The sequence below is a fragment of the Methylobacterium sp. WCS2018Hpa-22 genome, assembly GCF_031843785.1.
Classification (GTDB): domain Bacteria; phylum Pseudomonadota; class Alphaproteobacteria; order Rhizobiales; family Beijerinckiaceae; genus Methylobacterium.
This window is the reverse complement of the sequence record NZ_JAVTJA010000006.1, coordinates 1-26,691: the sequence shown is the minus strand read 5'-3', so window position 1 is coordinate 26,691 and position 26,691 is coordinate 1. Positions and strand designations below refer to the sequence as shown.

Sequence of the window (26,691 nt, the reverse complement as noted above, 5' to 3'; positions counted from 1 at the left end):
CTTGGATCTCGCTCAATCCTTCTGCGGCTCGCTCGTGTCGCGCCCGGACTTCTCCGCGAGCCGGGCCAGGGCCGTGAGTTCACGGAACCAAGTGCGCACGGGCTTTGCCGGCGTACCGCCCCATCGGCTTCCGGGCGGGACGTCCCGGTTGACGTTCGAGGAACCGGCTATCTGCGAGCCCATGCCGATCCGGAGGTGCCCGACCACGCCGACCTGACCGCCGAGGACCACGTAATCTTCCAGCGTGGTCGAGCCGGAAATGCCGACTCCGGAGACGATGACGCAGTGGCGGCCGATGACCACGTTATGGGCGATCTGGACGAGGTTATCGATCTTGGTCCCCTCCCCGATCGTGGTGTCGCGGCCGGCGCCGCGATCGATCGTGGTGTTGGCACCGATCTCGACATCGTCCTGCACGATGACGCGGCCGGTCTGGGGAACCTTGAGGTGCCCGCCCGGCCCCATGGCGAAGCCGAACCCGTCCTGGCCGAGGCGCGCACCAGGATGGAGGATCACGCGGTTGCCGACCAGCGCATAGGCCAGGGTCGCCCCCGCACCGATGGAACAGTCGCGGCCGATGCGGACATTCGGACCGATGACGGCGTTCGGTCCAATGACGGTCCCTGAACCGATTTCGGCACCGGGACCGATCACGGCGCCGGGATCGACGATGACGCCGTCTTCGAGATGGGCCTTGGGATGGACATGGGCGCCCGGTGATACGCCCTCGGTGGCGAATTGCGAAAGCGGCCGCATGGCCTCCGGATGGAAGCGCGCCAACAGGCCGGCATAGACCCGGTAGGGATCGCGCGTGACGAGCGCCACCGTGGATGCGGGAACCTTGGCCGCGAAGCGCGGCGAGACGAGGCACGCCAGCGCCTTCGTCTGGGCCAGGACATCGCCGTAACGGGCATTGTCCATATAGGCGAGGTCGCTCGGGCCGGCAGTCTCGAGAGGAGACGCGCCGCTGACCATCAGCTGAGAATCCGCTCCCTCGGGGAGCGAAATGCCTGCAGCCCCGGCGATGTCACCGAGGCTGAGGGTCGTGCTGGATGCGAAGAAGATGGGATCAGACATGATGCGACAACGCACGGGCTTCGAGAATGAAGCCCGTGCGTCTTGGCTCAGAAGCGCGAACCGCCGGAGAAGCGGAAGGCCTGGAGCTGATCCTTGCCCACGCGGCCGAGGAAGCTGCCATCGGCGTTGTAGATCTTCTGGCCCTCGTCCTTGGTCAGGGCGTAAGCGTAATCGAAGCGGATCGGGCCGAGCGGCGAGTTCCACAGGATGGACGCACCGATCGAGGAGCGGATCGTCATCTTGTCGCGGACGTTCAGGCATTCCGGCTCGACGGTGATCGCTCCGGCACCCAGCGCCGTGTAGGCACAGGCCCCGCCGGGGGCGATGCCGTTGATGATCGCGTCGCCGTTCACGTTGAACTGCGTGCGGCTGTTGTAGCCGAACAGCGTACCGGCGTCGGCGAAGACGGCGCCCTTCAGACCGAGATCACGCGGAATACCGTAGATCGGGAACTGAACTTCGAGCGTACCGCCGAAGTAGGTCGTACCGCCGACAGCGTTCGAACGGGAGTCGGCGCTGCCGACGTCGCGCGGACCGATACCGTTGGGCGCAAAGCCGCGAACGAGCGACGGGCCGAGGAAGTACTGATCGGTGATGCGCAGCTTCTCGTCGGTGAGCGGCGAGATATGGCCGCCCTGGAAGCGGGCGAAGCCGACCACGTCCTCGTAGAATTCCTTGTAGTAGCGAACGTCGCCAGCCACGCGGAAGAACTTCGAGTCACCGCCGAGACCGGCGATTTCGGGTTTCAGCTCGGCATAGAGGCCGTTCCGCGGCTGGGCGAGGTTGTCCAGCGTCGAATAGGCAAGCGTCACACCGGCAAGCGAGGTGAGAGTGTTTCCAGTCGAACCCTTCAGAGCAATCGAGGCTTCGCCATTGAAGGCGCAGTTGTTCGGGTAGGAAGCCAGACCACCCGTGTTGAGGCCGGAGACGGGATCGATCGTGCCCGCCGGGTTCACCGTCGTGAAACCGGGGATCGGGTTCGAACAGTCGTTATACGGTCGCTTGGTGCTGTTCGGGATCGTCAACTCGGTGTTGTAGAGCGAGTAGCGCAGCGTGACGCCGAACTCTTCCGTGATCGGCAGGCCGACGCGGATCTGACCGCCGTAGACGGTGGTCTCGTAGCGCGAGTAGCGGGTCAGATCGCTGTACTTGTAGAAGGCGTCGAAGCCGGCGGCGAGACGGTAGCCGAGGAAGTATGGCTCGGTGAACGAGAAATCGACGCCGCGCGAGTACTGGCCGCCGGTGCCGGCGACACGGACGTACTGACCACGACCGAGGAAGTTCGACTCGGAGACCGAGACTTCGCCGATGATGCCGTCCTGGGTGGAGTAGCCGCCTGCCACCGAGAACGAACCCGTGGGCTGATCCTCGACATCGATGTTGATGATCACGCGGTCGGCGGAAGAGCCCGGCTCGTTGGAGAAGCGGACCTTCTTGAAGAAGCCGAGGCCATTGAGGCGACGCTCGGCACGATCGGTCAGGACGCGGTTATAGGCGTCGCCCTCGGTGATATCGAGCTCGCGGCGGATGACATAGTCGCGGGTACGGGTGTTGCCGCGGATGTTGATGCGCTCGACATAGACGCGCGGGCCGTCTTCGACGACGAAGCCGAGCGCCACGGTGTGGGTGGCGCGGTCGCGCTGACCGGTCGGGCGAACCTGAGCGAAGGGGAAGCCCTGACGGGCGACCTGATTGGTCACGCCGGAGAGGGTCTTCTCCACGTCCTCGGCATTGTAGACGTCGCCCACGGCGGCGCGGACCTCGCCGTCGAGGATCTGGGTGTCGACACCCGGCAGACGCGAATCGATGGCCACAGCGCCGACGGTGTATTGCTGACCCTCGTCCACCGTCACGGTGATGACCCAGCCGGCATCGCCTTCGCCTTCGACGTAGCGCGCATCGGCATTCACCACCCGGAAGTCGGCATAGCCGTTCTTCAGGTAGTAGCGGCGCACGAGGTCGAGATCGTTGGTGATCCGGTCGGGATCATAGACGTCGGATGTCTTGATGAACGAGAGGAAGTTCATCTCCGACGAGCTCATCAGCTCGCGCAGCTTGCTCTCGGAATAGGCACTGTTCCCGACGAAGTTGATCGCCTTGATGCCGGTCTTGTCGCCTTCCTCGATCACGTAGATCAGGTCGATACGGCCATTCGGCAGATCGACGGTGCGGAAGCTGACCTTGGCGGTGCCGCGGCCGGCGCGGCGGTAGATTTCGCGGATGCGCTGAAGATCGGCCTGGACGATGCCCTCGCTGAAACCGCCGCGGGCCTTGGCCTCGACCTCGGCTTCGAGCGTCCCCTTCTCGACCTTCTTGTTCCCCTCGAACACGACCCGGTTGATCAGGTTGTTCTCGCGGACCGTCACCACCGTCCCGGCGCCGCTGCGCGAGACCTTGACGTCGGAGAACATGCCGCTCGCCAGCAGGTTGCGGCGGGCCTCTTCGGGAGATCCGGAGGCCGTGCCGGTCACGTAGGACCGGATCGTGTCGGCATCGACGCGCTTGTTACCCTGGACGACGATCTGCTGCGCCTGAGCCGTGCCGCCCAGAACCAGCCCTGCGGCCGCGGCAGCGACTAGGACGATGGTCCGTTCGGCCGACTTACGCCGGCGCTTCCCCGTCATCGACATCATGTAATCGCCCGTCTCTATTTATTAACAGTCCGGGTTTGCACCCGCAGACAGGCGGTCGTTATCCGACCGTCCCGTCACCTGGTCCCAAGCTCAGCTTCTACCGAGTTTCCCGAGCGAAGCAAACGCTCGGACCTGGGCTGTAGGGGGGATTTTGGGGAGACGTGGCCTTCCGGTCACTTAACGGTTCCCGTTCATCGCTCGATAAGGTGAATCAATCGTCAATTTGCAGCAAAAAGCCCGCTCCGGTGACCGGGCGGGCTTTTCGAATGTCGAGTGCAATCAATATGTTGTGGAGAAATCCACAACCTTGCGAGAGGACTGCTCCGCGCAGCGGCCGAGACGGCGGCGTCCGGTCAGGAGCCCCGGCCGGACCAGGACGCACCGAGGTTCAGGATATCGTTCCAGGCGGCGAACAGCATGAGGAACAGGACCAGTGCGAGCCCGATCCGGAACCCGATCTCCTGGGTCTTCTCGCTCAGCGGGCGGCCGCGAACGGCCTCGAACGCGTAGAACAACAGGTGCCCGCCATCGAGGAGGGGAACCGGAAAAAGGTTAAGCAGGCCGATCGAGACGGAGAGAAGCGCCACGAGACCGATGAGCCCCCCGACGCCACCGACCTTGGCGACCTCGCCCGAGACGCGCGCGATCCCGATCGGACCGGAGAGCTGATCGGCGGATTCGCGGCCCGTCACCAGCTTGCCGAGGTAGTTCATCGTGCGGTCGACGACGAAATAGGTCTCCGACACGCCGAGCCCGAGGGATTGGAACAGGCCGTAATGCCGAACCTGGGCATCGGCACCGTTCGGCCCCTTGATGCCGAGGCGGCCGAGGCGATGCTTACCGAACGGGGTCCGCTCTTCCACCGCGTCGGGCACGGCGGTCAGGGTCTTGGTCTCGCCGCCGCGATCCACGGTGACGGCGAGGCTGGCGCCGGCGCTTCCGGAAACGGTGCGCTGCATGTCGAGAAAGTTGGTGACACTCGCCCCGTCGATGGACGTGACCACGTCGCCGGGCTGGAATCCGGCACGCTCCGCGGCGCTGCCTGGCATTACGCCATCGATGCGCGGCGGAAGCTCGTAGCGACCGACGAAGTAAATCGCCCCGGCGAAAAGCGCGATGGCGAGGAGGAAGTTGGCGATGGGGCCGGCAGCCACGATCGCCGCCCGCTTACCCAGGCTCTGCGTGGGAAAGCTCGTCGCACGCTCCTGGGGCGTCATCCGCGCCAGGGCGGCGGGATCGGCCACGCTGGCGCCATTGGCGTCGCCATGGAACTTGACGTAGCCGCCTAGCGGGATCGCCGACACCTTCCAGCGTGTGCCGTGACGGTCGTTGAAGCCGAAGAGCTCGGGACCGAAGCCGATGGAGAAGGCGTGAACGCCGACGCCGCACCAGCGACCGACGAGGAAATGGCCCATCTCGTGGACGAAGACCACGATGCTGAGCACGATGACGAAGGGGATCACCGACCCGAAGAAGCCGGAGGCGGTTCCCCCCATCGAAGCTAGAAAGTCCATTCGTCGATCCTCAGGGCCTCGCGAGGGGCCAACACACGTCCATAGCAGATCGGATCGCGGACGAGCGAACGCAAACCGGGCGGGGCCGGTGAGATCGTCGCATGCGGCTCTCCCGTCCCCGCTTTCCTCGGTGGACGGTTAAGGGCCGGGCGATGACGACCGCATCAATGCCCGCCTCCCGCTGGCGCGGCGGCACGCGGCCGGCGGATCAACGGAGTCGCGCAGGCCATGGCGAGGAACAGGAAGGTCAGCACCAGGAAGACGTCGGTGAAGCCCATCACCAGCCCCTGCATCCGCACCGTGTTCATCATCGCCTTCAGGGCCATGGCGTTGCTGTCGAGGCCCAGCGCATCGAACTGCCGACGGGTCATGTCGAGCCGCTCCAGCACGGTATTGTTCGTCCAGGTGAAGCGCTCGTGCAGCCGGGCGAGATGCAGGTCCCAGCGGTCGTTGAGCACGGTGTTGATGAGGGCGAGGCCCACCGCCCCGCCGAGGTTGCGGGTGAGGTTGTAGAGCCCGGACGCGTTCTTCATCCGCGCCGGCGGAAGCGTGCCGAGCGCGATGTTGTTGATCGGGATCATGCACAGCATCAGCGAGCAGCCGCGCAGGACCTGGGGCAGCAGCAATTCCCAGAAGTCCCAGTCCTTGGTCAGCCCGGTGACGATCCAGGTGCCGGCGGCGAAGCCGGTGAAGCCGATCCCCATCAGGATGCGCGGATCGACATTGCCCGAGAACCGGCCGGCGATGGGCGCGGTGGCGAACATGCACAAACCGGAGACGAACATCGTCTCGCCGATCTGCAGAGCCGAGTAGCCGCGCACCCGCCCGAGATAGACCGGGTAGAGGTAGGTCAGGCCATAGAGCCCGATGCCGAGAACGAAGCTGAAGATGCAGCCCGCCGCGAAGTTGCGGTCGGAGAAGGCGCGCAGGTCGACGATGGGCTCAGCCGCCGTGAGCGCGCGCCAGAAGAAGGCGATACCGCCGGCGACGCAGATGATGGCGCAGGCGAAGACCGCCTCGTCCTGAAGCCAATCGTGATTCGGCCCCTCCTCCAGCACGTATTCGAGGCAGCCGAGGAAGGCGGCCATGAAGGCGAGACCGAACCAGTCGAAGCGCTTGAACAGGTCGAGGTTGGGCTCGTCGAAATCCACGAGCAGGTAGGTCGACACGGTGACGACGATGCCCGGCACCACGTTGATGAGAAACAGCCAGTGCCAGTCGAACGCATCCGTCAGGTAGCCGCCCACCGTCGGACCGATCGTAGGGGCGAGCGTCGCCACGAGGCCGATCATCGGTGACACGATGGGACGCTTGGAGGGCGGGAAGATCGTGAAGGCCGAGGCGAAGACGGTGGGGATCATGCCGCCGCCGATGAAGCCTTGCAGCGCGCGCCACAGGATCATTTCGTTGATCGAGGTGGAGGTCGCGCACATCAGGCTCATCAGGGTGAACCCACCCGCCGAGACCACGAACATCCAGCGGGTGGAGATCACCCGCGAGAGGAAGCCCGACAGGGGAATCGCGATGACCTCGGCGATGAGGTAGCTGGTCTGGACCCAGGGGATCTCGTCGCCCGAGGCCGAGAGCCCGGCCTGGATCTCGGCCAGCGATGCCGAGACGATCTGGATATCCAGGATGGCCATGAACATCCCGAACACCATGCAGACGAAGGCCACCATGCGGCGGCGATCGAGGGGCGGCTCGGCGGCGGGTGCGGGCGCGATGGTGGCGGTATCGGCCATGATCGGCCCCTAATGCCGCCACGCCGTGCGGACGCGTTCGTCCTCGCCACGGGTATCGACGCGCACGGTGACGGAGAGGCCGGGACGCAGGAGCCCTTCCCGCGCCACGTCCGCCGGCACATGAATGCGCACCGGCAGGCGTTGCACGATCTTGGTGAAGTTGCCGGTGGCGTTGTCGGGCGGCAGCAGGCTGAAGACGGAACCCGAGGCCGGCGACAAAGATTCGACCTCGCCGACGATGTCACGGCCCGGATAGGCATCCACCGCGATGTGGACCTGCTGGCCGGCATGCATCCGCTCGACCTGCGTCTCCTTGAAGTTCGCGTCGACCCGCACGCTCTCCAAGGGGACCAAGGCCGCGATGCGCGAGCCCGGCGCAACATAGGCGCCCGCCTCCACTGCCTTGTTGCCGACGACACCGTCGAAGGGCGCATGGATCACCGTGAAGGCGAGGTCGCGGTCGGCCCTGTCCTCGGCGGTCTTCAACTCAGCCGCGAGCCCTTCCGCCTCCCGGCCCTGAGCTCGCAGGACCTCGACATTGGCCTTCATCATGGCGAGGTTCGCCTCGGCTCCTTTCACCGTGGCCTCGGTGCGGTTGCGATCGGCCAGGGCCTGCTCGATCCGCGATTTGGCGACGAAATCGACCTTCTCCAGCTGCTGCTGCCGGGCATAATCGGCAGCGGCGCGGATGGAATCGGCCTTGGCCGCATCGATCTGCGCCGCGCTCTGGAGGAGCTGCGCCTGTGCGGCCTCCACCTGCCGGCCGATGCGGGCGATGGTAGCCTGCTGAGTCAGGAGCTTGTCATGCGCGGCTTGGGCGGCGAGGCGATAATCGCCGTCGTCGAGGCGGGCGATCACGTCGCCCTGCTTCACCGCCTGCCCGTTCATCACCGGCACGGCGGCGAGATAGCCGGGAACCTTGGCCGCCAGGATCGAGATGTCGGCCTGGACGTAGGCATCGTCGGTGGAGACGAAGAAGCGCCCGACCGTCCACCATTCGTAGCCCTTGTAGCCGCCGCCCGCGAGCGCGAGCGTGAGCACGGTCAGCATCATGGCCTTGCGGAGCAACCGCGGCTTCGGCGGCGTTGCCACCGTGGCGGCGACCGGCACCGGGGAATGCGCAACGACCGAAGTCGCCAGTGGCGCTGCGTCGTTCGGCAGGTCGCCGCTGCCAGAGGCGGCAGAATGACTGCCTTCGTCACGGAGAGACATGGTCTGATCCCGGGATCAACGAATTGACCGAACCGTTCGGTCATTCGGCATCAGGTTGACCGACGCCGCGAGTTCCCCTTAGGTATGATGACTGAACGGTTCGGTCAATTGGGGTGAGCGGTGAGTGCAGTCCAGGCAGAGCGCCCGACGGTCGAGAAGGCGAGCACCCGCTCCGCGCCGGAGACGGATAAACGTCGGCAGATCCTCGACGGCGCACGCTCGGTCTTCATGGCCTCTGGTTTCGACGGTGCCAGCATGGGCGAGATCGCGAAGGCGGCCGGCGTCTCGAAAGGCACGCTCTACGTCTATTTCGACAGCAAGGAGGCTCTGTTCGAGGCCCTGACGCTGGAGGAAAAGCGCTGCCTCGCCGAGGCTCTGTTCCAGTTCGATGCCGACGATCCGGATGTACGCGGCGCGCTCACCCGCCTGGGGCAGAGCTACCTCGTCCACATGATACGCCCGGACCACGTGGCGATCATCCGCATGGTGATCGGCGCGACAGAGAAGTTTCCACGCTTCGGCCAGGCCTTCTACGAAGCGGGACCGGCGCAGGGCGTCGCGAGGCTCACCGCCTATCTCGACCGTCATGTCGTGGCGGGCCGCCTGCGCCACGCCGATACGGAACTCGCGGCCAAGCACTTCCTGCATCTGTGCCAGGCGGGCTTGCTCACGCGCCTGCTCTTCGCCGCGGGCGGTCCGGTGACCGAAGCCGAAATCGGGACCCGCGTGACCGAAGCCATCCGTGTGTTCTTCGCGGCCTATGGACCCGAGGATTGACGACCCGCCGCATGACGAGAGGTCACGCTTGATTCAGGCGATCCGGGCAAGGTCGGCCCGCGACGCGACCGGAACGGCAGGTCACCCCTTATGCGAATCCTGGTTCTCGGAGGCTACGGCCTCATCGGCTCGGCCGTGGTCTCCCGCTGCCTCGCCGCCGGGCATGCGGTAACGGGTCTCGGGCGAGACGTCCGGGCGGCGCGCCTGCACCGTCCCGAAGCAGATTGGATCGAGCACGACATCGCCCGGCTCGTCGCGCCGGAGGATTGGAGCGACACGCTGCGGGGCATCGATGCCGTGGTGAATTGCGCGGGCGCCCTGCAGGACGGCCCGCGCGACGATGTCCGCGCTCTTCAGGCGACCGCCATGTGCGCCCTGTTTGCCCGTTGCCGTCAGCTGGGTATCGTGCGCGTCGTCCAGGTCTCGGCGGCGGGAGCCGCTCTGAACGCCGCCACCGAATTCATGCGCAGCAAGGCGGAAGCCGATTCGAGCCTGGCCTCCCTCGATCTCGATTGGGTGATCCTGAGACCGGGACTGGTCCTGTCGCCGATCTCGTACGGGGCGACCGGCCTCATCCGTGCGTTGGCATCGCTCCCGGTCGCCTTCACCGGTATGTCCGATCTGCAGCCGATCCAGACCGTCCATGTGGACGATGTGGCGGAGGCGGTCCTGCTCGCGGTCGAGGGCCGGATCGGTCCGCGCGCGAGCTACGACCTCGTCGAGGAGCGGGGCCACTCCCTCGCGGAGATCGTCGCGGCCTTTCGCGCCCGGCTTGGACGCCCCACCGCCGCATTCGCGCTGCCGATGCCCTCCCCGCTCCTTCGCCTCGGGTTCCGCATCGGGGACCTCGTCGGCCGTCTCGGCTGGCGGACGCCCATCCGCACCACGGCGTTGATCCAGATCGAGGCCGGCGTGAGCGGGGACCCGACCGTCTGGATGCAGGTCACCAAGGCTCCGCTTTCCTCGCTGTCGGACAGCCTTCGCCGGATGCCATTCGGGGTGCAGGAACGTTGGTTCAGCCGGCTCTGGCTGCTGAAGCCGGCCATCCTCGCCACGCTTTCGCTGTTCTGGCTGCTCTCAGGCCTGATTGCCCTGACGCATCTCGACGCCGCCATGGCGGCGATGACCGCCCACGGCATCGATGCGGCGACCGCGCGTGTCACGGTGCTCGCCGGAATCCTCGTCGACCTGGCGCTGGGGGGAGCGATCCTTGTCAGGCGCACCATGCCGCTCGCCGCCCTCGGCATGGCGGCGATGACTGGAGTCTACCTCTTCTTCGGCTCGGCCATCGCCGCCGGCCTCTGGCTCGATCCCCTGGGCGCCTATCTCAAGACCCTGCCCGGGGCGATGCTGGCCCTCGTGGCCTATGCGCTGGCCGACGAGCGCTGACCCCGATGGAGTACGTCGATCTCCTACGCTGGCTGCACGTCATCGGCGCGACGATCCTGCTCGGCACCGGAACCGGCATCGCCTTCTTCATGACGATGGCGCATCGCACGAGGCGGCCCGACCTGATCGCCCATGTGGCGGGGACGGTGGTCATCGCCGACATGCTCTTCACGGCGACAGCCGCGGTGATCCAACCGGTGACGGGCTGGCTCCTGGCGCGCGCGGTGGGCTGGCCCCTCGCGGAGGGATGGATCGCCCTGTCGTTGATTCTCTACGTCGTCATCGGCTTGTTCTGGCTGCCGGTGGTCAGAATCCAGATGATCCTGCGCGATCTCGCCATGGCTGCGGCCCGATCGGGGATACCCCTCCCACCGCGCTACCATGCTCTCTACCGGATCTGGTTCGCCTGCGGTTTTCCAGCTTTCGCCGCCATGCTTGCCATCGTCTGGCTGATGACGGCGAAACCGCGCTTCGCCCTGTTCTGAGCGGACCTCAGGCGGCCGATGGCAGCGCCTTGGCGCTCCAGGCGCGGACATGGGCGTCGATGGCCAGAGCCTCGTCCACGTCGGCCGGCGCACTGCGATACTCGGGGGCGAAATGTTCGCAGGCCCGCTCCACCAGTTCGGCGATGCCGTAGAAGCCGATCTCGCCGCGGATGAAGGCGGCCACCGCGATCTCGTTGGCGGCATTCATCACCGTCGGGGCGGCGCCGCCCTCCGCGAGCGCGGCGCGGGCGATGCGCAGGCAGGGGAAACGCGCCTCGTCCGCCGCCTCGAAAGTGAGGCTGCCGACGGCGGCGAGATCGAGGGAGCGTCCCCGCTCGATGGTCAGACGGTCGCCAAGGCCGAGGCAATGGGCGATGGGGACGCGCATGTCCGGCATGGCGAGGCCCGCCGTCACGGCGCCGTCGCGCCAGGTGATGAGGCCATGCACGATCGATTGCGGATGCACGATCACGTCGAGGCGCTCGGCCTCGATGGCGAACAGGTGATGCGCCTCGATGAGTTCGAGGCCCTTGTTCATCAGCGAGGCCGAATCGATGTTGATCTTCATTCCCATCGACCAGGTCGGATGAGCCGCCGCCTCGGTGGGCGAAGCCGCGGCGATGCGTTCCTTCGTCCAAGTGCGGAACGGGCCGCCGGAAGCGGTGATGGTCATCTTGGTCACGTCCGAGACGCGACCGTCCCCGAGCGCCTGCGCCAGGGCATTGTGCTCGGAATCGACCGGCAGCAGCGTTGCCTTGAACCGTGCGGCGTCGCGCATGAAGGCATCGCCGGCGCAGACGAGGCTCTCCTTGTTGGCGAGGGCGACGGTACGGCCGAGGCGCAGGGCCGCATGGGTCGGGCGCAGGCCCGCCGCACCGCTCACCGCAGCCACGACGATGTCGGCATCACGAGCCACGGCTTCGAGGACGGCGCTGTCGCCTGCCCCGTTGGCGATGCCGGTGCCGGACAGCGCCTCGCGCAGGGCGGATCCCTGGCTCTCGTCGGCGAGCGCGGCGAAATCCGCGCCGATCTCACGGGCGAGCTTTGCCAGAGCGGCGGCATCGCGGCCACCGACGAGGGCGCCGATCCGGAAGCGCTCGGGATGCTGGGCCAGCAGGTCGGTGGTGGAACGACCGATGGACCCGGTGGCGCCGAGGATGGTGACGGTATGGGTCAACGGATCGATTCCTTCAGACCACCGCCAAGCGGTGGGCAACGAGATAAAGGCCGGCGAGCACGGCCACGGCGAAGAAGCCGTCGAGCCGATCCATGACACCGCCATGGCCCGGGATCGAACGGCCCGAATCCTTCACGCCGTAATGCCGCTTGAGCCCCGATTCGGCGAGATCGCCGGCCTGGCTCAGGATGGACGCGAGGGCGCTGGTAATGGCGACCGCGACGAGGGGTGCGTTCGCCAGACTGCTCCACCCCTGCGAGCGCGCGGCCATCACCAGCAGGGTGCCGGCGGCGATGCCCGCCGCGAGACCGCCGAGTGAGCCGGACCACGTCTTCTTGGGGCTCACCGACGGCATCAGCTTCGGCCCGCCGAAGGTCCGACCGGTGATGTAGGCGACGATGTCGGTGGACCAGACCACGGCGAACATCCAGGCCGGCCCGAAGATGCCGATGGCCGGGTCGTCACGCAAAGCCGGGGGAACCAGGGCCAGCACCGCGGCACTGAGGAAGCCGATCACGACGCGGCCCCGTCCGCCCGAATCCCGGACGATCACGACGAGGGCAACGAGGGTCAGAACCGCGACCGCGAGCCAGACCAGTGCCGGAGCATCCAGGCGCAGGCAGAGGGCGAGGGCGAACAGCCCCAGGCCCGTAATCGCAACGGTAGGCCTGAGCGGCGCGATCCGGCTGATTGTGATCCATTCGCCCGCGAAGACGATGCCGGCGATGAGCCAGATGGCGGCGAAGGCCCAGCCGCCGAGGAACAGCGTGGTCAGCACGATGGTCGCCAGTACGATGGCGGACGCCGTGCGAAGCTGGAATTCGCGGCCGCCGAGGGGGCCGCGCCTCGGCGCGGATGCCGCGTCGCCGGGCGAGGCCATCACCCGGCCTTGCCGCTGAGGCCACCGAAGCGGCGATCACGGCGATGATACTCATCGATGGCCGCATGGAAGCAGGCGTGATCGAAATCCGGCCAGAATTCCGGCACGATCACGTATTCGGCGTAGGCCGTCTGCCATGTGAGGAAGTTCGACAAACGCTGCTCGCCCGAGGTCCGGATGACGAGGTCGGGATCGGGGATGCCGGTGGTGTCGAGGGCTTGGGCGATGGCCTCGAGGCCGATCTCGGCCGGGCTCATCCGCCCGTCGGCCACTGCCTGGGCCAGGGTCCGGACCGCCCGCAGGATCTCCTGCCGCCCGCCGTAATTGAAGGCGATCACCAAGGTGAGGCCGGTATTGCCGCGGGTCCGCGACTCGGCCTCGTCGAGCAGCGCGGCGATATCGGTGCTCAGGCCCTCGCGGGCGCCGATGATCTTGACGCGCACGTTGTTGCCGTGGAGCTCGGCAAGGTCGCGGCGCACGAACAGCTTCAGCAGGCCCATGAGATCGGCGATTTCGGCCGGCGGCCGGCGCCAGTTCTCGGAGGAGAAGCTGTAGATCGTCAGATAGGAGACGCCGAGTTCGATCGCGGAGCGGACCGCGCGGCGCACCGCCTCGACGCCGCGGCGATGCCCCTCCACCCGCGGAAGACCACGGCGCGCAGCCCAGCGGCCGTTGCCATCCATGATGATGGCCACATGGGCCGGCGCCGCCGGACGGGTGACGGGAGACGGGCCTGACCCCGAAGTCTCGGTATCGCGCGAGGCGAGGCCGACCGCGACGCTGGCGGTGTCCCTATCCCCGGCCGCAGATACCTCGATCTGACGCGCGCCCTCTGAGCGACCCAACGCGCTTCTCCCCGTCCCTGATTCCGTCGATTCCATACCTGTCCACAACTTAGACCTGCATGATTTCCTTTTCCTTGGAGGCGAGAACGCCGTCGATGTCAGCGATGTGCTGGTCGGTCACCTTCTGCACTTCGGTGGCCTGACGCTTCTCGTCGTCCTCGCTGATGGCGCTTTCCTTCTCGAGCTTCTTGAGATGATCGAGCGCATCGCGGCGGACGTGGCGGACCGCGACGCGGGCCTCCTCGGTATATTTGTGAGCGACCTTGACCATTTCCTTGCGGCGCTGCTCGTTCATCTCCGGAACGCGCAGGCGGATGGTCTGACCCTCGGTCTGAGGGTTCAGGCCGAGATCGGATTCACGAATCGCCTTCTCCACGGCGGCGACCATGCTGCGGTCCCAGACCGAGATCGACAGAAGGCGCGGCTCGGGCACGCTCACCGTGGCGACCTGGGCCATCGGCATGGACGACCCATAGGCATCGACATTGATCGGGTCGAGAATGCTCGGGGTCGCGCGTCCGGTGCGCAGGGAACCGAGATCCTTCGACAGCGCGCTGACGGCGCCCTGCATCCGGCGCTTGATATCGTTCAGGTCGAACTCTGGGGTCGCCATACTGTGTGTCCCGACGAGAATGAGAGAAAAGGCCTTGGGCCGCCGGGGCCCGTGCGTGCGGCCTCAATGAACCAAAATCCGACAGGTCGCAAATGGCGTTCGCGCGCGCGGCGGATCAAATCGACCATGCGAGGCGGCTTCGCGATCTGCCTATCGCGCGACCGGCTTCCTCTCCGCTAGTCCCGGCGGGCCGGAGCGCTGGACGAAATGGTTTGCATCGAGCTCCGTGAACGCCTGGAGCAGCGCGATGATGGCTCGACATCTCCGTAGGGTCGAACTTCGCAGTGGGACCGTATTGGAGATAGAGGGCGTTGAGGGCCTCCGAGCGGCCTGCATAACCGACCATCCATCCCCGCAACGCACGCTGCTGTAATGGAACGGCAGAGACGAGAACCATGCCGCTGTGACGGCTGTCCGCCGCCAGCGCCCAGAGCTGCTCCGAGATCGTCGACGTCTCGCCCTCCATGGCCTGGAGGAAGAAATCCTCGTTGAACACGAGGGCGCCCGTCATGCCCGACGCATGATCGTAGCGGTTGCAGGAGGCCAGGATGTCCCTGACCATGTCACGCATCGAACCACCCGTCAGCTTGACGAGATTCCGGCTGTAGAAAACGAACTGCGACAAGGGCATCGACTATGCTCGGCAGCCGCATCGGGCAGGCGGCAGGCGTTCCCTTTCACAGGAAGAGCGAAAATCCTCAAGAAACCCTGATGCCGAAATCGAGCGAGCAACTGGGGGGCCGCTGCGCATCAACTCGCAACGACGAACCCGATACTTGAGATACTATGTCGTCAGGGCACGACGTGCGTCGAAGGAGCGTTCCCCGTGAGGATCGCGGTGACCGAACTCGGGGCATGAACAGAGCCGACGACGATGGAGATGCGGCTCTCGCGGGCCAGCGCGAAGGCGGCGGTATCCATGATCTTGAGGTCGCGCGCGATGGCATCGTCATGGGTCAGGCGGTCGTAGCGCACCGCCGAGGGATCTTTCTTCGGATCGGCCGAATAGACGCCATCGACCTGGGTCGCCTTGAGCACGGCGCCGCAGCGCAGCTCGGCCGCGCGGAGAACGGCGGCGGTGTCGGTGGTGAAATACGGGTTGCCGGTGCCCCCGGCGAGGACGACCACCTGGCCCTTGTCGAGATGGTGCAGAGCCGGTTGGCGCGCATAGGTCTCGCAGATCGTCGGCATCGACACCGCGGACATCGTCCGGGCGGGCACGCCGGCGGCATTGAGGGCCGTCTCAAGGGCGAGGGAGTTCATCACCGTGGCGATCATGCCCAGCGAGTCGCCGGTGGCGCGATCGATCCACCCCGCCGACGAGATGCGCGCGCCCCGGATCATGTTACCGCCCCCGACCACGAGTGCGACCTGAAAGCCGGCCTCCAGGGTCTTGGCGATATCGTCCGCCAGGGCCGCCAGGAGCGGGGGATGCAGCCAGTACCCGTCCGGGGCGGCCAGGGCCTCGCCCGACAGCTTCACGAGGACGCGGCGAAACGGTTTGGTCTCCGGCATGGCGCCAGTCCCCTCAAGCACCGGCGCAAGGCCGAACGATTCAATCGGAAGCGCCCGCTGTCTATCGCAAGGCGGTCGCGAAGGTCGAGGGGCAGGACCGTCTTAGTATGTCATCTCGGGGATCGGTCGCCGGACCTGTGGAGAGACGAGGCGGAATCGATGGTCGGAAAACGCGGAACGGGCGGCGGCATCGCTGCCACCGCCCGTTCCAGGAAACAGTTGTCGATCCAGAAGGATGGCGGCGTCAGCCGCGCGCGGCAGCCGCGACTTCGGTGGCGAAATCGGGAGCCTCTTCCTTCTCGATGCCCTCGCCGAGCGCGTAGCGCACGAAAGCGGTGAGCTTCACCGGCGCGCCGGCCTTACCCTCGGCTTCCTTCAGCACCTGCGTGATCGTCTTGGAGCCATCATGCACGAAGGGCTGCTCCAGGAGGGTGACCTCCTTGTAGTAGCTCTTCAGGCCGCTCTCGACGATCTTGGCGAGGACGTGGTCCGGCTTGCCGGCATTCTTCTCGCGCAGGATGTTGCTCTCGCGCTCGAGCACGGCCTGATCGACGCCAGCGGCATCCAGCGCCACCGGGTTCGTCGCGGCGACATGCATGGCGATCTGACGGCCGAGGGTGGAGAGAACCTCCACGTCGCCTTCGGATTCGAGCGCGACCAGCACGCCGATCTTGCCGAGGCCGTCGGCGACCTGAGCGTGGACGTAGGACGCGATCACGCCCTTGGTCACGTCGAGCTTGGCCACGCGGCGCAGGGTCATGTTCTCGCCGATCGTGGCGATGAGGCTGGAGAGCGACTCCTTGACCGTGGTCGAACCACCGGGGAAGTGAGCGGCCTCGAGGCCTTCGAGCGAACCATCGGTGTCGAGGGCGAGCTTGGCGGCTTCGCGGGCGAAGGCCTGGAAGCTGTCGTTACGCGCAACGAAGTCGGTCTCGGAATTCACTTCGACGATGGCGGCGTGATGGCCCGACGATTCGACGGCCACGAGGCCCTCGGCGGCGACGCGGCCGGCCTTCTTGGCGGCCTTGGCCAAGCCCTTCTTGCGCAGCCAGTCGACGGCGGCTTCGATGTCGCCATCCGTCTCGTTCAGCGCGCCCTTGCAGTCCATCATGCCCGCGCCGGTCTTTTCGCGGAGCTCTTTCACCAATGCGGCGGTGATGTTGGCCATGGCGAGTCCTCTCTTCGGGTCTGTCTCAAATGATAAAGGAGCCCGGCGCTAGGAGCGCCGGGCTTCGTGGATTGGTTCGACGTCATCGGCGGCATCCCGTCACCGGGATGCCTGGGCGATCAGGCGGCGGCAGCAGCCTCGGCGAAGCCACGGGCCTGGTCGACCCAGCCATCGCGGCTGATGCGGCCGTTGAGCTTCAGATCGGCATCGACCTTGGCGACCTCGGCATCGGTCATCGCTGCGATCTGCCAGTAATGGTAGACGCCGGCATCGTTGAGCTTCTGGACGATCTGCGGTCCGGCGCCATGGAGCTTGGACAGGTCGTCTGGAGCGCCGCGGGGAGCCGAGAGCAGTTCGAAATGCTCGGTGGATTCCACCAGAGCGGCCACGTCGGCCGGATCGAGAGCGCCGGACTCGACCGAGAGAGCAGCCTCTTCCTCGGGAAGCTCTTCGGCAGTCGGAGCCTCGGAGGCACCGAGGTCGATGCCGCTGGAGCCCTGGCCGCGGGAGATACCGTCGATGGCGGCGCGGGCGATGAGGTCGCAATAGAGCGAGATCGCGCGGCCGGCATCGTCGTTGGCGGGAACGACGTAAGTGATGCCGTCAGGGTTGCAGTTGGTGTCGACGATGGCCGCCACCGGGATCCCGAGGCGCTGGGCCTCCTTGATCGCGAGCTGCTCCTTGTTGGTGTCGATCACGAACAGCAGGTCGGGCACGCCGCCCATGTCCTTGATGCCGCCGAGAGCCTTCTCGAGCTTGTCCTTCTCACGGGACAGCATCAGGCGCTCTTTCTTGGTGAGGCCCTGGCCACCACCTTCGAGGGTCTCGTCGACCTTGCGCAGACGGGCGATCGAGCCCGAAATGGTCTTCCAGTTGGTCAGCATGCCGCCGAGCCAGCGGGAATTGACGTAGTACTGGGCCGAACGCTTGGCGGCTTCCGCGATCGTGTCGGCGGCCTGACGCTTGGTGCCGACGAACAGCACACGGCCGCCCTTGGCGACTGTGTCGCTCACGGCCTGCAAGGCCTGGTGAAGGGCCGGCACGGTCTGGGCGAGATCGATGATGTGGATGTTGTTGCGGGTACCGAAGATGTAGGTCTGCATCTTCGGGTTCCAGCGGTGGGACTGGTGTCCGAAATGGGCGCCCGCTTCGAGGAGCTGACGCATCGTGAAATCAACGGCCATGATCGTTTTCTCTTCCGGTTGATGCCGCCGCGGAGGAAGCGACCGACCCTCGAGAGGGACGATCACCGGAAACGCCTCATTCAGGCATGAGGCCGGCTCCGCGTGTGGAATGGGCGGGGCCTTAGCAGAGGATATCCGCCGAGGCAAGGCTATGCGAAGGACATCGCAGGTATCGAATCAGGCAGCCGGCGCCTCACCGAACAAGGCCGCGACATCCGCCTCGCTGAGGATGCGGTACGCTCCGGCCTCCAGGTCGGTCGGCAGGGTCATACCGCCGATCCGGTCTCGATGCAGGGCGGTGACGTGGTTGCCGAGCGCCGCGAACATGCGGCGGACCTGATGATAGCGGCCCTCGTGAAGGGTCACGACCACATGGGTCTCGTCCTCCACCTCCATCTCCACCGGCAGGAGGGGCTTGTCCTCTCCTTCGAGCAGCATCGATCCGCTCCCCAGCACCATGACCTCGTCGCCCTTGAGCGGACGGTCGAGGGCGACGCGGTAGCGCTTGGCGACCTTCGATTTCGGCGAGATCACCTTGTGCAGGAACGGCCCGTCATCGGTGAGCAACAGGAGACCCGAAGTCTCCTTGTCGAGGCGGCCGATGGTGGAGAGGGCCGGGTCACGCCGGCGCCAGCGCTCGGGAAGGAGCCCATAGACGAGGGGACCGGCCTCCTTGTGGGAGCAGGTCACGCCGAGCGGCTTGTTCATCATCAGGACGAGGCCCGGCGGCGGATCCAGGGGATCGCCATCCACGACCATGCGCTGTGACAGATCAGGCGTCGCGGTGATGCGCTGACTGGCGTCGCGCAGCGGCGAACCGTCGAGCACGACGAGGCCGGCTTTGGCGAGAAGGCCGATCTCCCTGCGCGAGCCGTATCCGAGATTCGCCAGCAGGCGATCGAGCCTGAGGCTCGGGCTCTTGCTCAACGACCGGTGCTCGCTTCCAAGTTCCGTGGTTTCACTTGCGCGCTTCGTAGATCTTGTAGCCGCCGGCCGAGGCCTTGAGCGTGACGTTCCGGAAGGCGGCGTTCAGCGGGGCCTCGTAGGGCAGATGCGCGTTGGCGGTGAGCCAGAGCGTGCCGCCGGGCCTCAGGGTCTCGGCAGCGCGGCGGATGAAGACCTCGCCGAGGAAACGGTCCTCGATCCCGCCATCGTGGAAGGGCGGGTTCATGACGACGAAGTCGAGGCGCTCCAGCACCACGTCGGCCGAACGGATATCGGCCCAGCGAATATCCGCGCGCGGGTCACCGACATTGCGGCGGGCCATCTCCACGGCGCGCCGGTCGATGTCGATGAGGGTCAGCGCGGTCACGCCCTGGGAGGCCAGGACGGCGCGGGCAAGGACGCCGATCCCGCAGCCGAAATCCGCACCCCGGCCCGAAAGCGACGGCAGGTTGGCCAGGAGCAAAGCGGTGCCCGGATCGAGTCGGTCCCAGGAGAAGACGCCGGGCTGCGTGCAGAGGGCGAGGTTGTCGATGTGACGCGGCGCGCCTTCCTGGATCACCTCGTCGAGGTCGATGATCGCGGCGGGCCGGGCGACCTCGCAGATCCGGTGATGCCGCTTGGCCGTCTCCGCCGGCTCACAGCCGAATTCCTTCAGCTCGCGGCCGAGACGGGCCCCACCCTTATCCTTCGGCGCAAGCGCGCGCAGGCGCCCACCCGGACGCAAGGCGCGCAAAGATAGTGACAAGGCATAGCGACGCTCGATCGTCCCCGCCGGGGCCAGCATGGTCACGCTCTCGAGGCTACCCTCGGCGATGTCCTCGAGGCGGACAGAACCGGGGATCAGCGGCGAGAGTTGGGCCGCCCCTGCGGACACGTCGGCCAGTTCGGGAGGAGGAGACCCATAGACAGCATCCGGGACGGTGGGAGCAGGCATCATTCATGGATCCGGCGCGACAGGGCGCGCGCCTCGAGAGTTGGGCGTTAAGAGGAAGGATATTGGGCGCCACGACTCGGAATCGAGTCCGGCTTCGCGATTGGTAGCCGGCGATGGCCCCGAAGAAAAGGTTATCTTCGCCAGATCCGATAAATTTACAAAATCGAGCGAATCGGTTGGCAACACCGTGTCAAGTCATTGCCAAGCTCTTCCATGCATAAACATCCCAAACAGGCCTCGTTCTTTAACCTGCGTTTCAAAAACGGCGACGCTGTGCGGAACGTTACTGCAAGTTATGCGGCAATGCAGCACGAAGCGGCTCTGGATACCTCGAACCGTATCGTGACGCACCAGCCCATCACCTATCCGCGCGGGAATTCGAGCCCCATCTCCCGATAGCGTGCCGGATCATCGGCCCAGTTCTCGCGCACCTTCACATGCAGGAACAGGTGGACGGGTTGATCGGCCGCCTCGGCGATCTCGCGCCGGGCCGCCTGCCCGATCGCCTTGATGGTCTGGCCGCCCTTGCCGAGCACGATGGAGCGCTGGCTCTCGCGCTCCACGAAGATCGTCTGCTCGATCCGCACCGAACCATCGGTCTTCACCACCCATTGGTCGGTCTCGACGGTGGAGCGGTAGGGCAGCTCCTCGTGGAGCCGGTCATAGAGCTTCTCGCGCGTGATCTCGGCGGCGAGCATCCGGAGCGGAGCGTCCGACACCTGATCCTCTGGGTAGAGCCAGGGGCCGGGCTGCATCATCCCGGCCAGGGTCTTCCTCAGCGTATCGATGCCGTCGCCGTTGAGCGCGGAGATCATGAACGTATGCGCGAAGGCGATGCGCTCGTTGAGCGAGGCGGCCAGGGCCAGCAGCCGGTCGCGCGGGATCAGGTCGATCTTGTTGAGGATCAGGGCCTTGGGTTGGCGCACCTCGGGCAGACGGGCGAGGATCGCCTCGACCTCCTCGGTGACGCCCTTGCGGGCATCGACCAGCAGGCAGACCGCGTCGGCATCGGCGGCACCGCTCCAGGCGGAATGGACCATCGCCCGGTCGAGGCGGCGCTTGGGCGCGAAGATGCCGGGCGTGTCCACCAGGATGATCTGGGCACTGCCCTCCATGACGATGCCGCGCACGAGTGCCCGGGTCGTCTGGACCTTGCGCGAGACGATGGAGACCTTGGTGCCCACGAGGCTGTTGAGCAGGGTCGACTTGCCGGCATTGGGTACGCCGATCAGGGCGACGAAGCCCGCGCTCGAATCGGCCGGGATGACCGGCAGCGGCTTGATCTCGGGCATCGGGGCCTGCCGGGGCAGGTCGTCTTCGTCGTCGAAATCGTTGTGGTCGTCAGGCATCGGAGTCGCTTTCTTCACCGACGTCCGCCGACGTCTCCATTCCGTTCCGTGGGGTGACGCCGGCCTGAGGGCCCGTGCCGTGAACTTCGCGCTCGAGCACGAGGCGGGCGGCCTCCTGCTCGGCGAGGCGTTTCGAGGGGCCGGTGCCGTATCCGGGCTCGAGGCCCTCGACACGCGCGGCGATCCTGAAGACGGGGGCGTGGTCCGGGCCGGACCGCTCCACGACGTCGTAGACCGGGATCGGCAGGGCGCGCCCCATCGCCCATTCCTGCAAGGCGGATTTCGCGTCACGTCCGCGCGGTGCCGCCGTGTCGGTGCCGGGCGCGAAAGCCGTGGCCACGATGGCCTTCGCCGTCTCGTATCCGGCGTCGAGGAAAACCGCGCCGAGGATCGATTCGCAGGCATCGGCCAGGATCGTCTGGTTGCGGCGGCCGCCGCTCTGGATCTCCCCCGGGCCGAGGGCGAGATGGGGCCCGACATCCCAGGCCGTGGCGACCGAGGCACAGGTCTCCCGGCGCACGAGCCCGGCGAGACGCCGCGACAGGTCGCCTTCATCGGCCTGCGGGAAGGCTTCGTAGAGGAGGTCCGCGATGGCGAGGCCGAGCACCCGGTCGCCGAGAAATTCGAGGCGCTGGTAGCTTCCCACCCGTCCGCCACCGCCGGCCTTGCTGACATGGGTCAGGGCCAGCGACAGAAGGCTACGGTCGGCGAAGACGTGGCCGATCCGCTCTTCGAGCACGTTCAGGCCGGGCTTGGGTCGCGGTGCGCGACGCGCCCGGCTGGAAGGACGCGTCTCCTCACTCACGGTCGATCGTCCTAATGGATGCTGCTGAAGATGCGGCCCCACCGCACCTTCGCCGGCCATTGCCAAATCTGCCAGGCCGGGGTGCCCTCGTCGATGGAGAAGAAGATCATCTCGGCACGGCCGACGAAATTCTCGAACGGGACGAAGCCGACATTGGCGAGGTCGCGCGAATCCGTGGAATTGTCGCGGTTGTCGCCCATCATGAAATAGCGGCCGGGCGGCACGAGATAGGGCTCGGTATTGTCCCAGTAGCCGTTATCGCCCTCGCGCTCGATCACCTGATGCACCACGCCGTTCGGCAGGGTCTCGGTATATTGCTCGACCTTCGTTTCCTCGCCGTACGGACCGGTGGTCTCGTAGGGGGCGATGCGCTCACGCTTCACCGCCACATCGTTGATGTAGAGAATGCCGGCCTTCATCTGGATTTTATCGCCGGGCAGGCCGATGACGCGCTTGATGTAGTCGGTGGCGTTGTCCTTCGGCAGCTTGAACACGGCGATGTCGCCGCGCTTGGGCTCGGCCGCCCAGATCCGGCCATCGGCCTTGAAGGGCAGATACTCGCTCAAGGGCAGCGAGTACTTCGAATATCCGTAGGAGTACTTGGACACGAACAGGTAGTCGCCCACGAGAAGCGTCGGAACCAGCGATCCCGAAGGAATGTTGAACGGCTGGAAGAGCAGCGTGCGCACAACGAGGGCGATCAGTAGCGCCTGGACGCCAACCTTGACCGTTTCCTTGATGCTCGCCCAGGCGCCCGTATCGGCCGCCCTCAGGTCTCGCTTCGTCTGGTGATCCACGCGCGCTCGTTCCATCTGTCTGCAATCTCCGGCTCGACGCGCGAACCCGATCGACTGTCGGTGATGACCGGCGGTCTAGACCATGCCGTCGGGAGCCGCAACGCGAGCAGTGGCCGGCTCAGCATCCGGCATCGGGGACGGCAGCGAGGAGGGCAAGGCCTCGATGATCACGAATGCTTGCGCCATGGGCGGATCGTCGGTGAGCGTCACGTGGATCTTGGCCGTGTGTCCGGCGGGAATCAGCGCCCGCAGACGCTCCGCCGCGCCCCCGGTGAGGCGCAGGGTCGGTGCCCCTCCCGGCAGGCTCACCACCTCCATGTCGCGCCAGAAAACGCCATGGCTCATGCCGGTGCCGAGCGCCTTGGCACAGGCCTCCTTGGCGGCGAAGCGCCTCGCATAGGACGGTGCGCGGGCGGCGCGACGGTCCGACTTGGCACGCTCGCCATCGGTATAGACCCGATGGGTGAAGCGCTCGCCGTAGCGCTCGAGGGACCGTTCGATCCGGCGGATGTCGCAGAGGTCCGAGCCGATGCCGACGATCATGCCCCGATCCCCGTCCGGGCCCGATCCATGGCGGCGCGCATGTCGCGGATCGCCTGAGCCAGCCCGTGAAAGATCGCCTCGCCGATGAGCGAGTGGCCGATATTGAGTTCGGCGAGTTGCGGCAGCGCCGCCACCGGACCGACGCTGTCGAGAGCGAGACCATGGCCCGCATGGACTTCGAGGCCGATTCCGGAGCCATAGGCGGCGGCCCGCGCGATGCGGGCGATCTCATGCGCGACCCGTGCGCCGTCACCCTCGGCGACCGCTTCGCAATAGCTTCCCGTATGAAGCTCGACCACCGGCGCCTCCAGGCGGAGCGCCGCGTCCATCACCGCCTCGTCGGGCTCGACGAACAGCGAGACGCGGATCCCGGCACTCGACAGGGCGGCGATCCGGGGCGCGAGATGGGCCGCCTGTCCGACGATGTCGAGGCCGCCCTCGGTGGTGCGCTCCTCGCGCTTTTCGGGAACGAGGCAGGAGGCGTGCGGGCGAAGACGGGTAGCGATCCCCACCATCTCGTCCGTGGCCGCCATCTCGAAATTGAGCGGTACGGAAAGCCGCGCCATCAGCGCCTCGATATCGGCGTCGCGGATATGCCGGCGGTCCTCGCGCAGATGCGCGGTGATCCCGTCCGCCCCGGCTTCGACGGCGAGCAGGGCGGCAACGACGGGATCGGGATGGATGCCGCCGCGAGCGTTACGCACGGTGGCGACGTGGTCGATGTTCACGCCGAGGCGGAGGGGAACAGGTGCTTTGGCGGACATCAGGCAACTCCGGACGGCAGGCGCGTCCCGCGACGAAGGACGACCGGCAGGCGATGCGCACGGCCGTTTCGTCCCTAGATAGGGGGCAGGCGGTATTTTCGGGATAGGCGGCGCAATGGGAATTCTCGACGGGCTCTTCGGCCATGGCAGCGACCTCTCCCCGCAGGAGGTGCACGAGGCGCTCGGCGGCGTTCTCACCCAGGGCGAGACGGTGCAGGTGGCGTTCCGGGTGATCCGCGACCTCATCGTCTTCACCGACCGGCGGCTGATCCTGGTGGACAAGCAGGGCATGACCGGGCGCAAAGTCACCTACATGACCGTGCCCTACCGGGCGATCACCTGTTTCTCGGTGGAGACGGCGGGCAGTTTCGACTTCGATTCGGAACTGGCGATCTGGGTCTCGGGACGGCCCGAGCCGATCCGGAAAACGCTCAAGCGCGGCGCCGACATCCTCGGCATCCAGCAGGCCATCGCCGCCTCCCTCAGGTGATTTCTCCCTCGGGTGATCTCTCCCGCAAGCGATTCTTCTCCGGAACCGGAAAACCCGTGTGGGTGTTTGCCCTTAGACGGCAAACAAAACCGCACAGAAGAAACCCCGGAGGAACCCATGAGAGCCCTGAAACCCGCACTCCTCGCACTTCTCCTGACCGCCGGGTCCACCGGCATCGCCCTTGCCGACAAGCCCGGCGCGGACTGGATGCCGGCCGAGCAGGTCAAGCAGAAGCTGATGGCGGCCGGCTATACCGACATCACCGAGTTCGAGGCGGATGACGGCCATTGGGAGGGCGAGGGCATGAAGAACGGTGTAAAGATGGAATTCCACGCCGATCCGAAAACCGGCGCCATCATTTCCGAGAAGCCCGACAAATAGGTCTTTCGACAGGTGAATAGGGACGGCGGCAGGATTGTCGCCGTCCCCGTCTCTGCTTAGGAGCGACCGACTGGCTCTGAGCGGATGGACAGCGCGTGATCGGCAATTTCGAGATCCTGGGCCGTCTCCTCGTCGCGGCACTGCTCGGCAGCGCCGTGGGTTTCGAGCGTGAGCGCCACGTCTGGGCGGCGGGGATGCGTACTCATATGCTCGTCTGCGTCGGCTCCTGCCTGATCGTCATCGTCTCGGCCTTCGGCTTCTCCGACATCCTCGGCACCCCGAACGTCAACCTCGATCCCTCCCGCATGGCGGCGCAGGTCGTTTCCGGGATCGGCTTCCTCGGCGCCGGGACGATCATGCTGCGCGGGGAGATGGTGAAGGGTCTCACCACTGCGGCCGGGCTCTGGGCCGTGGCCGCCATCGGCCTCGCTGCGGGAACCGGCCTCTATGTGGCGGCGACCACCACGACCGTCATCGTGCTTCTGATCCTCGCTGGAATGAAGCCCCTGGAGAAGCGCTACCGCGAGCGGGCGCAGACGCGGACCCTCAGCATCACGGCCAAGCGCGGGGTGATCACCATCGAGTCCCTGCGAACGATGTCCGGTCCCTTCGCCTCCCGCCTCGTACAATTCGTGGCGCAGCCGACGGAGGAGGACGGCATCGATACGATCGAGGTGTCCTACGTGCATATCCCGGATAAGAGCTTCGACGAGATCGTGACCGCGCTCCGGGCACGCGAGGGCGTGACGAGCGTCTCGTGAGACGTCAGCCCCGCGATTCGGGCAGGGCGAAGACCATGAGCTGGCCGCCCAGTGCGGTGTAGCGCGACAGGCCAGCATAGCCGCCCACTGCGCCGGCGCCGTCCGCCGGATCGGTGAGGCCGGCGGCGAGCCCGATCCCCGCCCAGCCGCCGACGCCCGACAGAACGGCGACGTATTGCCTGCCGCGATGAAGGTAGGTCGTCACGTTGCCGATGATGCCCGACGGCGTCTTGAACCGGTAGAGTTCGCGGCCCGTGCGCGCATCGACGGCCTTCAGGTATCCCTCCAGCGTTCCATAGAACACCACGTCGCCGGCCGTGGCGAGGGCACCCGACCAGACCGAGAACGGCTCGGTGTTCGACCAGACGACCTTTCCCCCGGTGCCGTCCCAGGCGATGAAACGCCCGGTCTCCGGGCCGCTCTCATGCGGCTGGAGCGTGACGGTGGCGCCGACATAGGGAATGCCGGGGGTGTAGCTCACCTGGAACGGCTCGTAGCTCATGCAGATGTGGTTGGTGGGCACGTAGAACAGGTGCGTGTCGGGCGAATAGGCGGCGGGCTGCTCGTTCTTGGCGCCGATGGCACCGGGGCAGATCCCCACGGTGGTCTCGTCCTCGCCCTTGGCTTCCGGCGAGTAGCGCGGATCGACCAGGGGACGACCGTAGGTCTTGGAGCCCTTGTCCATGTCGACCTTGGAAGCCCAGTTCACCA

Annotated in this window: 27 protein-coding genes; 6 read left to right on the top strand and 21 right to left on the bottom strand. The window is 66.4% G+C overall.

Features of this window, described 5'->3' with window-relative positions:
• Positions 1 to 12 precede the first annotated feature (12 nt).
• From lpxD to RQI43_RS09520, 5 genes are all read right to left on the bottom strand, one after another.
• On the bottom strand, positions 13 to 1,077 hold the full coding sequence (gene lpxD / locus RQI43_RS09540; protein WP_311275003.1) for a UDP-3-O-(3-hydroxymyristoyl)glucosamine N-acyltransferase: 1,065 nt from the start codon (positions 1,075 to 1,077) through the stop codon (positions 13 to 15).
• Positions 1,078 to 1,124: 47 nt separating this feature from the next.
• Positions 1,125 to 3,710, bottom strand: coding sequence for an outer membrane protein assembly factor BamA (gene bamA / locus RQI43_RS09535; RefSeq protein WP_056431490.1), 2,586 nt, complete (start codon positions 3,708 to 3,710; stop codon positions 1,125 to 1,127).
• Between the two features lie 353 nt (positions 3,711 to 4,063).
• Positions 4,064 to 5,224, bottom strand: a complete 1,161-nt coding sequence (gene rseP, locus RQI43_RS09530) for an RIP metalloprotease RseP (protein ID WP_056431493.1) — start codon at positions 5,222 to 5,224, stop codon at positions 4,064 to 4,066.
• A gap of 164 nt (positions 5,225 to 5,388) precedes the next feature.
• Positions 5,389 to 6,966, bottom strand: a complete 1,578-nt coding sequence (locus tag RQI43_RS09525) for a DHA2 family efflux MFS transporter permease subunit (protein WP_311275002.1) — start codon at positions 6,964 to 6,966, stop codon at positions 5,389 to 5,391.
• Between the two features lie 9 nt (positions 6,967 to 6,975).
• Positions 6,976 to 8,178, bottom strand: coding sequence for an HlyD family secretion protein (locus RQI43_RS09520; RefSeq protein ID WP_311275001.1), 1,203 nt, complete (start codon positions 8,176 to 8,178; stop codon positions 6,976 to 6,978).
• A 120-nt stretch (positions 8,179 to 8,298) separates the two neighbouring features.
• On the opposite strand from RQI43_RS09520, the gene RQI43_RS09515 reads away from it, so the two are divergent.
• From RQI43_RS09515 to RQI43_RS09505, 3 genes are all read left to right on the top strand, one after another.
• Positions 8,299 to 8,955 carry a TetR/AcrR family transcriptional regulator gene (locus tag RQI43_RS09515; RefSeq protein ID WP_311275000.1) on the top strand — a complete coding sequence of 219 codons (657 nt, stop codon included), beginning with the start codon at positions 8,299 to 8,301 and terminating at the stop codon, positions 8,953 to 8,955.
• A gap of 90 nt (positions 8,956 to 9,045) precedes the next feature.
• Entirely contained in the window at positions 9,046 to 10,344 is a 1,299-nt protein-coding gene (locus RQI43_RS09510; RefSeq protein WP_311274999.1) for an SDR family oxidoreductase, read from the top strand.
• Between the two features lie 5 nt (positions 10,345 to 10,349).
• Positions 10,350 to 10,829, top strand: coding sequence for a DUF2269 domain-containing protein (locus RQI43_RS09505; protein WP_311274998.1), 480 nt, complete (start codon positions 10,350 to 10,352; stop codon positions 10,827 to 10,829).
• A 7-nt stretch (positions 10,830 to 10,836) separates the two neighbouring features.
• On the opposite strand, the gene dxr is transcribed toward RQI43_RS09505, so the two are convergent.
• From dxr to RQI43_RS09430, 15 genes are all read right to left on the bottom strand, one after another.
• Positions 10,837 to 12,006, bottom strand: coding sequence for a 1-deoxy-D-xylulose-5-phosphate reductoisomerase (dxr, locus tag RQI43_RS09500; protein WP_311274997.1), 1,170 nt, complete (start codon positions 12,004 to 12,006; stop codon positions 10,837 to 10,839).
• A 13-nt stretch (positions 12,007 to 12,019) separates the two neighbouring features.
• Positions 12,020 to 12,886 carry a phosphatidate cytidylyltransferase gene (locus tag RQI43_RS09495; RefSeq protein ID WP_311274996.1) on the bottom strand — a complete coding sequence of 289 codons (867 nt, stop codon included), beginning with the start codon at positions 12,884 to 12,886 and terminating at the stop codon, positions 12,020 to 12,022.
• Complete coding sequence (locus RQI43_RS09490; protein ID WP_056431515.1) at positions 12,886 to 13,731, bottom strand: isoprenyl transferase; 846 nt, start codon at positions 13,729 to 13,731, stop codon at positions 12,886 to 12,888. Before RQI43_RS09490 ends, RQI43_RS09495 begins: the two co-directional genes overlap by 1 nt.
• A 49-nt stretch (positions 13,732 to 13,780) precedes the next feature.
• Positions 13,781 to 14,344: a ribosome recycling factor gene (gene frr / locus RQI43_RS09485; protein WP_056431517.1), complete on the bottom strand. Its 564-nt coding sequence runs from the start codon at positions 14,342 to 14,344 to the stop codon at positions 13,781 to 13,783.
• 115 nt (positions 14,345 to 14,459) lie between these two features.
• The gene (locus tag RQI43_RS09480; protein WP_311274995.1) at positions 14,460 to 14,975 is read right to left on the bottom strand and encodes a BLUF domain-containing protein; all 516 of its coding nucleotides are present in this window, start codon (positions 14,973 to 14,975) and stop codon (positions 14,460 to 14,462) included.
• Between the two features lie 161 nt (positions 14,976 to 15,136).
• A complete protein-coding gene (gene pyrH / locus RQI43_RS09475; RefSeq protein ID WP_056431523.1) occupies positions 15,137 to 15,859 on the bottom strand; it encodes a UMP kinase in 723 nt (240 codons plus the stop codon).
• Between the two features lie 244 nt (positions 15,860 to 16,103).
• Complete coding sequence (gene tsf, locus RQI43_RS09470; RefSeq protein ID WP_056431526.1) at positions 16,104 to 17,027, bottom strand: translation elongation factor Ts; 924 nt, start codon at positions 17,025 to 17,027, stop codon at positions 16,104 to 16,106.
• Between the two features lie 119 nt (positions 17,028 to 17,146).
• Positions 17,147 to 18,211, bottom strand: coding sequence for a 30S ribosomal protein S2 (locus RQI43_RS09465; RefSeq protein WP_056431618.1), 1,065 nt, complete (start codon positions 18,209 to 18,211; stop codon positions 17,147 to 17,149).
• 177 nt (positions 18,212 to 18,388) lie between these two features.
• Entirely contained in the window at positions 18,389 to 19,138 is a 750-nt protein-coding gene (locus tag RQI43_RS09460; RefSeq protein ID WP_311274994.1) for a pseudouridine synthase, read from the bottom strand.
• 31 nt (positions 19,139 to 19,169) lie between these two features.
• Positions 19,170 to 20,093 carry a class I SAM-dependent methyltransferase gene (locus RQI43_RS09455; RefSeq protein WP_156467874.1) on the bottom strand — a complete coding sequence of 308 codons (924 nt, stop codon included), beginning with the start codon at positions 20,091 to 20,093 and terminating at the stop codon, positions 19,170 to 19,172.
• 359 nt (positions 20,094 to 20,452) lie between these two features.
• Positions 20,453 to 21,382, bottom strand: a complete 930-nt coding sequence (era, locus tag RQI43_RS09450; protein WP_156467881.1) for a GTPase Era — start codon at positions 21,380 to 21,382, stop codon at positions 20,453 to 20,455.
• A 49-nt stretch (positions 21,383 to 21,431) separates the two neighbouring features.
• On the bottom strand, positions 21,432 to 22,244 hold the full coding sequence (gene rnc / locus RQI43_RS09445) for a ribonuclease III (protein ID WP_056431536.1): 813 nt from the start codon (positions 22,242 to 22,244) through the stop codon (positions 21,432 to 21,434).
• An 11-nt stretch (positions 22,245 to 22,255) separates the two neighbouring features.
• Positions 22,256 to 23,056 carry a signal peptidase I gene (lepB, locus tag RQI43_RS09440; RefSeq protein WP_056431539.1) on the bottom strand — a complete coding sequence of 267 codons (801 nt, stop codon included), beginning with the start codon at positions 23,054 to 23,056 and terminating at the stop codon, positions 22,256 to 22,258.
• Between the two features lie 60 nt (positions 23,057 to 23,116).
• Complete coding sequence (acpS, locus tag RQI43_RS09435; protein ID WP_207411500.1) at positions 23,117 to 23,584, bottom strand: holo-ACP synthase; 468 nt, start codon at positions 23,582 to 23,584, stop codon at positions 23,117 to 23,119.
• Positions 23,581 to 24,348, bottom strand: a complete 768-nt coding sequence (locus RQI43_RS09430) for a pyridoxine 5'-phosphate synthase (protein WP_311274993.1) — start codon at positions 24,346 to 24,348, stop codon at positions 23,581 to 23,583. The genes acpS and RQI43_RS09430 overlap by 4 nt, the downstream gene beginning before the upstream one ends.
• 115 nt (positions 24,349 to 24,463) lie before the next feature.
• Between RQI43_RS09430 and RQI43_RS09425 the strand changes: the two genes are divergently transcribed.
• From RQI43_RS09425 to RQI43_RS09415, 3 genes are all read left to right on the top strand, one after another.
• On the top strand, positions 24,464 to 24,838 hold the full coding sequence (locus RQI43_RS09425) for a PH domain-containing protein (protein WP_056431548.1): 375 nt from the start codon (positions 24,464 to 24,466) through the stop codon (positions 24,836 to 24,838).
• 117 nt (positions 24,839 to 24,955) lie between these two features.
• Positions 24,956 to 25,219: a PepSY domain-containing protein gene (locus RQI43_RS09420; RefSeq protein ID WP_156467875.1), complete on the top strand. Its 264-nt coding sequence runs from the start codon at positions 24,956 to 24,958 to the stop codon at positions 25,217 to 25,219.
• Between the two features lie 95 nt (positions 25,220 to 25,314).
• Positions 25,315 to 25,980 (top strand): MgtC/SapB family protein, encoded by a 666-nt coding sequence (locus RQI43_RS09415; RefSeq protein ID WP_311274992.1) that lies wholly within the window; start codon positions 25,315 to 25,317, stop codon positions 25,978 to 25,980.
• 4 nt (positions 25,981 to 25,984) lie between these two features.
• Here the strand turns inward: RQI43_RS09415 and RQI43_RS09410 are convergent.
• Positions 25,985 to 26,691, bottom strand: a 707-nt coding sequence (locus RQI43_RS09410; RefSeq protein WP_311274991.1) for a PQQ-binding-like beta-propeller repeat protein, incomplete at its 5' end; no start/stop codon positions are given.

Excerpts from the sequence above, each read along its gene's own strand:
- RQI43_RS09425 (WP_056431548.1), top strand. The coding sequence starts at position 24,464 with ATGGGAATTCTCGACGGGCTCTTCGGCCATGGCAGCGACCTCTCCCCG.
- era (WP_156467881.1), bottom strand. The coding sequence starts at position 21,382 with ATGCCCGAGATCAAGCCGCTGCCGGTCATCCCGGCCGATTCGAGCGCG.
- RQI43_RS09480 (WP_311274995.1), bottom strand. The coding sequence starts at position 14,975 with ATGCCCTTGTCGCAGTTCGTTTTCTACAGCCGGAATCTCGTCAAGCTG.
- pyrH (WP_056431523.1), bottom strand. The coding sequence starts at position 15,859 with ATGCCGGAGACCAAACCGTTTCGCCGCGTCCTCGTGAAGCTGTCGGGC.
- RQI43_RS09465 (WP_056431618.1), bottom strand. The coding sequence starts at position 18,211 with ATGGCCGTTGATTTCACGATGCGTCAGCTCCTCGAAGCGGGCGCCCAT.
- RQI43_RS09525 (WP_311275002.1), bottom strand. The coding sequence starts at position 6,966 with ATGGCCGATACCGCCACCATCGCGCCCGCACCCGCCGCCGAGCCGCCC.
- RQI43_RS09455 (WP_156467874.1), bottom strand. The coding sequence starts at position 20,093 with ATGATGCCTGCTCCCACCGTCCCGGATGCTGTCTATGGGTCTCCTCCT.
- bamA (WP_056431490.1), bottom strand. The coding sequence starts at position 3,710 with ATGATGTCGATGACGGGGAAGCGCCGGCGTAAGTCGGCCGAACGGACC.
- tsf (WP_056431526.1), bottom strand. The coding sequence starts at position 17,027 with ATGGCCAACATCACCGCCGCATTGGTGAAAGAGCTCCGCGAAAAGACC.
- lepB (WP_056431539.1), bottom strand. The coding sequence starts at position 23,056 with ATGGAACGAGCGCGCGTGGATCACCAGACGAAGCGAGACCTGAGGGCG.
- lpxD (WP_311275003.1), bottom strand. The coding sequence starts at position 1,077 with ATGTCTGATCCCATCTTCTTCGCATCCAGCACGACCCTCAGCCTCGGT.
- RQI43_RS09520 (WP_311275001.1), bottom strand. The coding sequence starts at position 8,178 with ATGTCTCTCCGTGACGAAGGCAGTCATTCTGCCGCCTCTGGCAGCGGC.
- RQI43_RS09510 (WP_311274999.1), top strand. The coding sequence starts at position 9,046 with ATGCGAATCCTGGTTCTCGGAGGCTACGGCCTCATCGGCTCGGCCGTG.
- frr (WP_056431517.1), bottom strand. The coding sequence starts at position 14,344 with ATGGCGACCCCAGAGTTCGACCTGAACGATATCAAGCGCCGGATGCAG.
- rseP (WP_056431493.1), bottom strand. The coding sequence starts at position 5,224 with ATGGACTTTCTAGCTTCGATGGGGGGAACCGCCTCCGGCTTCTTCGGG.
- acpS (WP_207411500.1), bottom strand. The coding sequence starts at position 23,584 with ATGATCGTCGGCATCGGCTCGGACCTCTGCGACATCCGCCGGATCGAA.
- RQI43_RS09495 (WP_311274996.1), bottom strand. The coding sequence starts at position 12,886 with ATGGCCTCGCCCGGCGACGCGGCATCCGCGCCGAGGCGCGGCCCCCTC.
- RQI43_RS09420 (WP_156467875.1), top strand. The coding sequence starts at position 24,956 with ATGAGAGCCCTGAAACCCGCACTCCTCGCACTTCTCCTGACCGCCGGG.
- RQI43_RS09430 (WP_311274993.1), bottom strand. The coding sequence starts at position 24,348 with ATGTCCGCCAAAGCACCTGTTCCCCTCCGCCTCGGCGTGAACATCGAC.
- RQI43_RS09505 (WP_311274998.1), top strand. The coding sequence starts at position 10,350 with ATGGAGTACGTCGATCTCCTACGCTGGCTGCACGTCATCGGCGCGACG.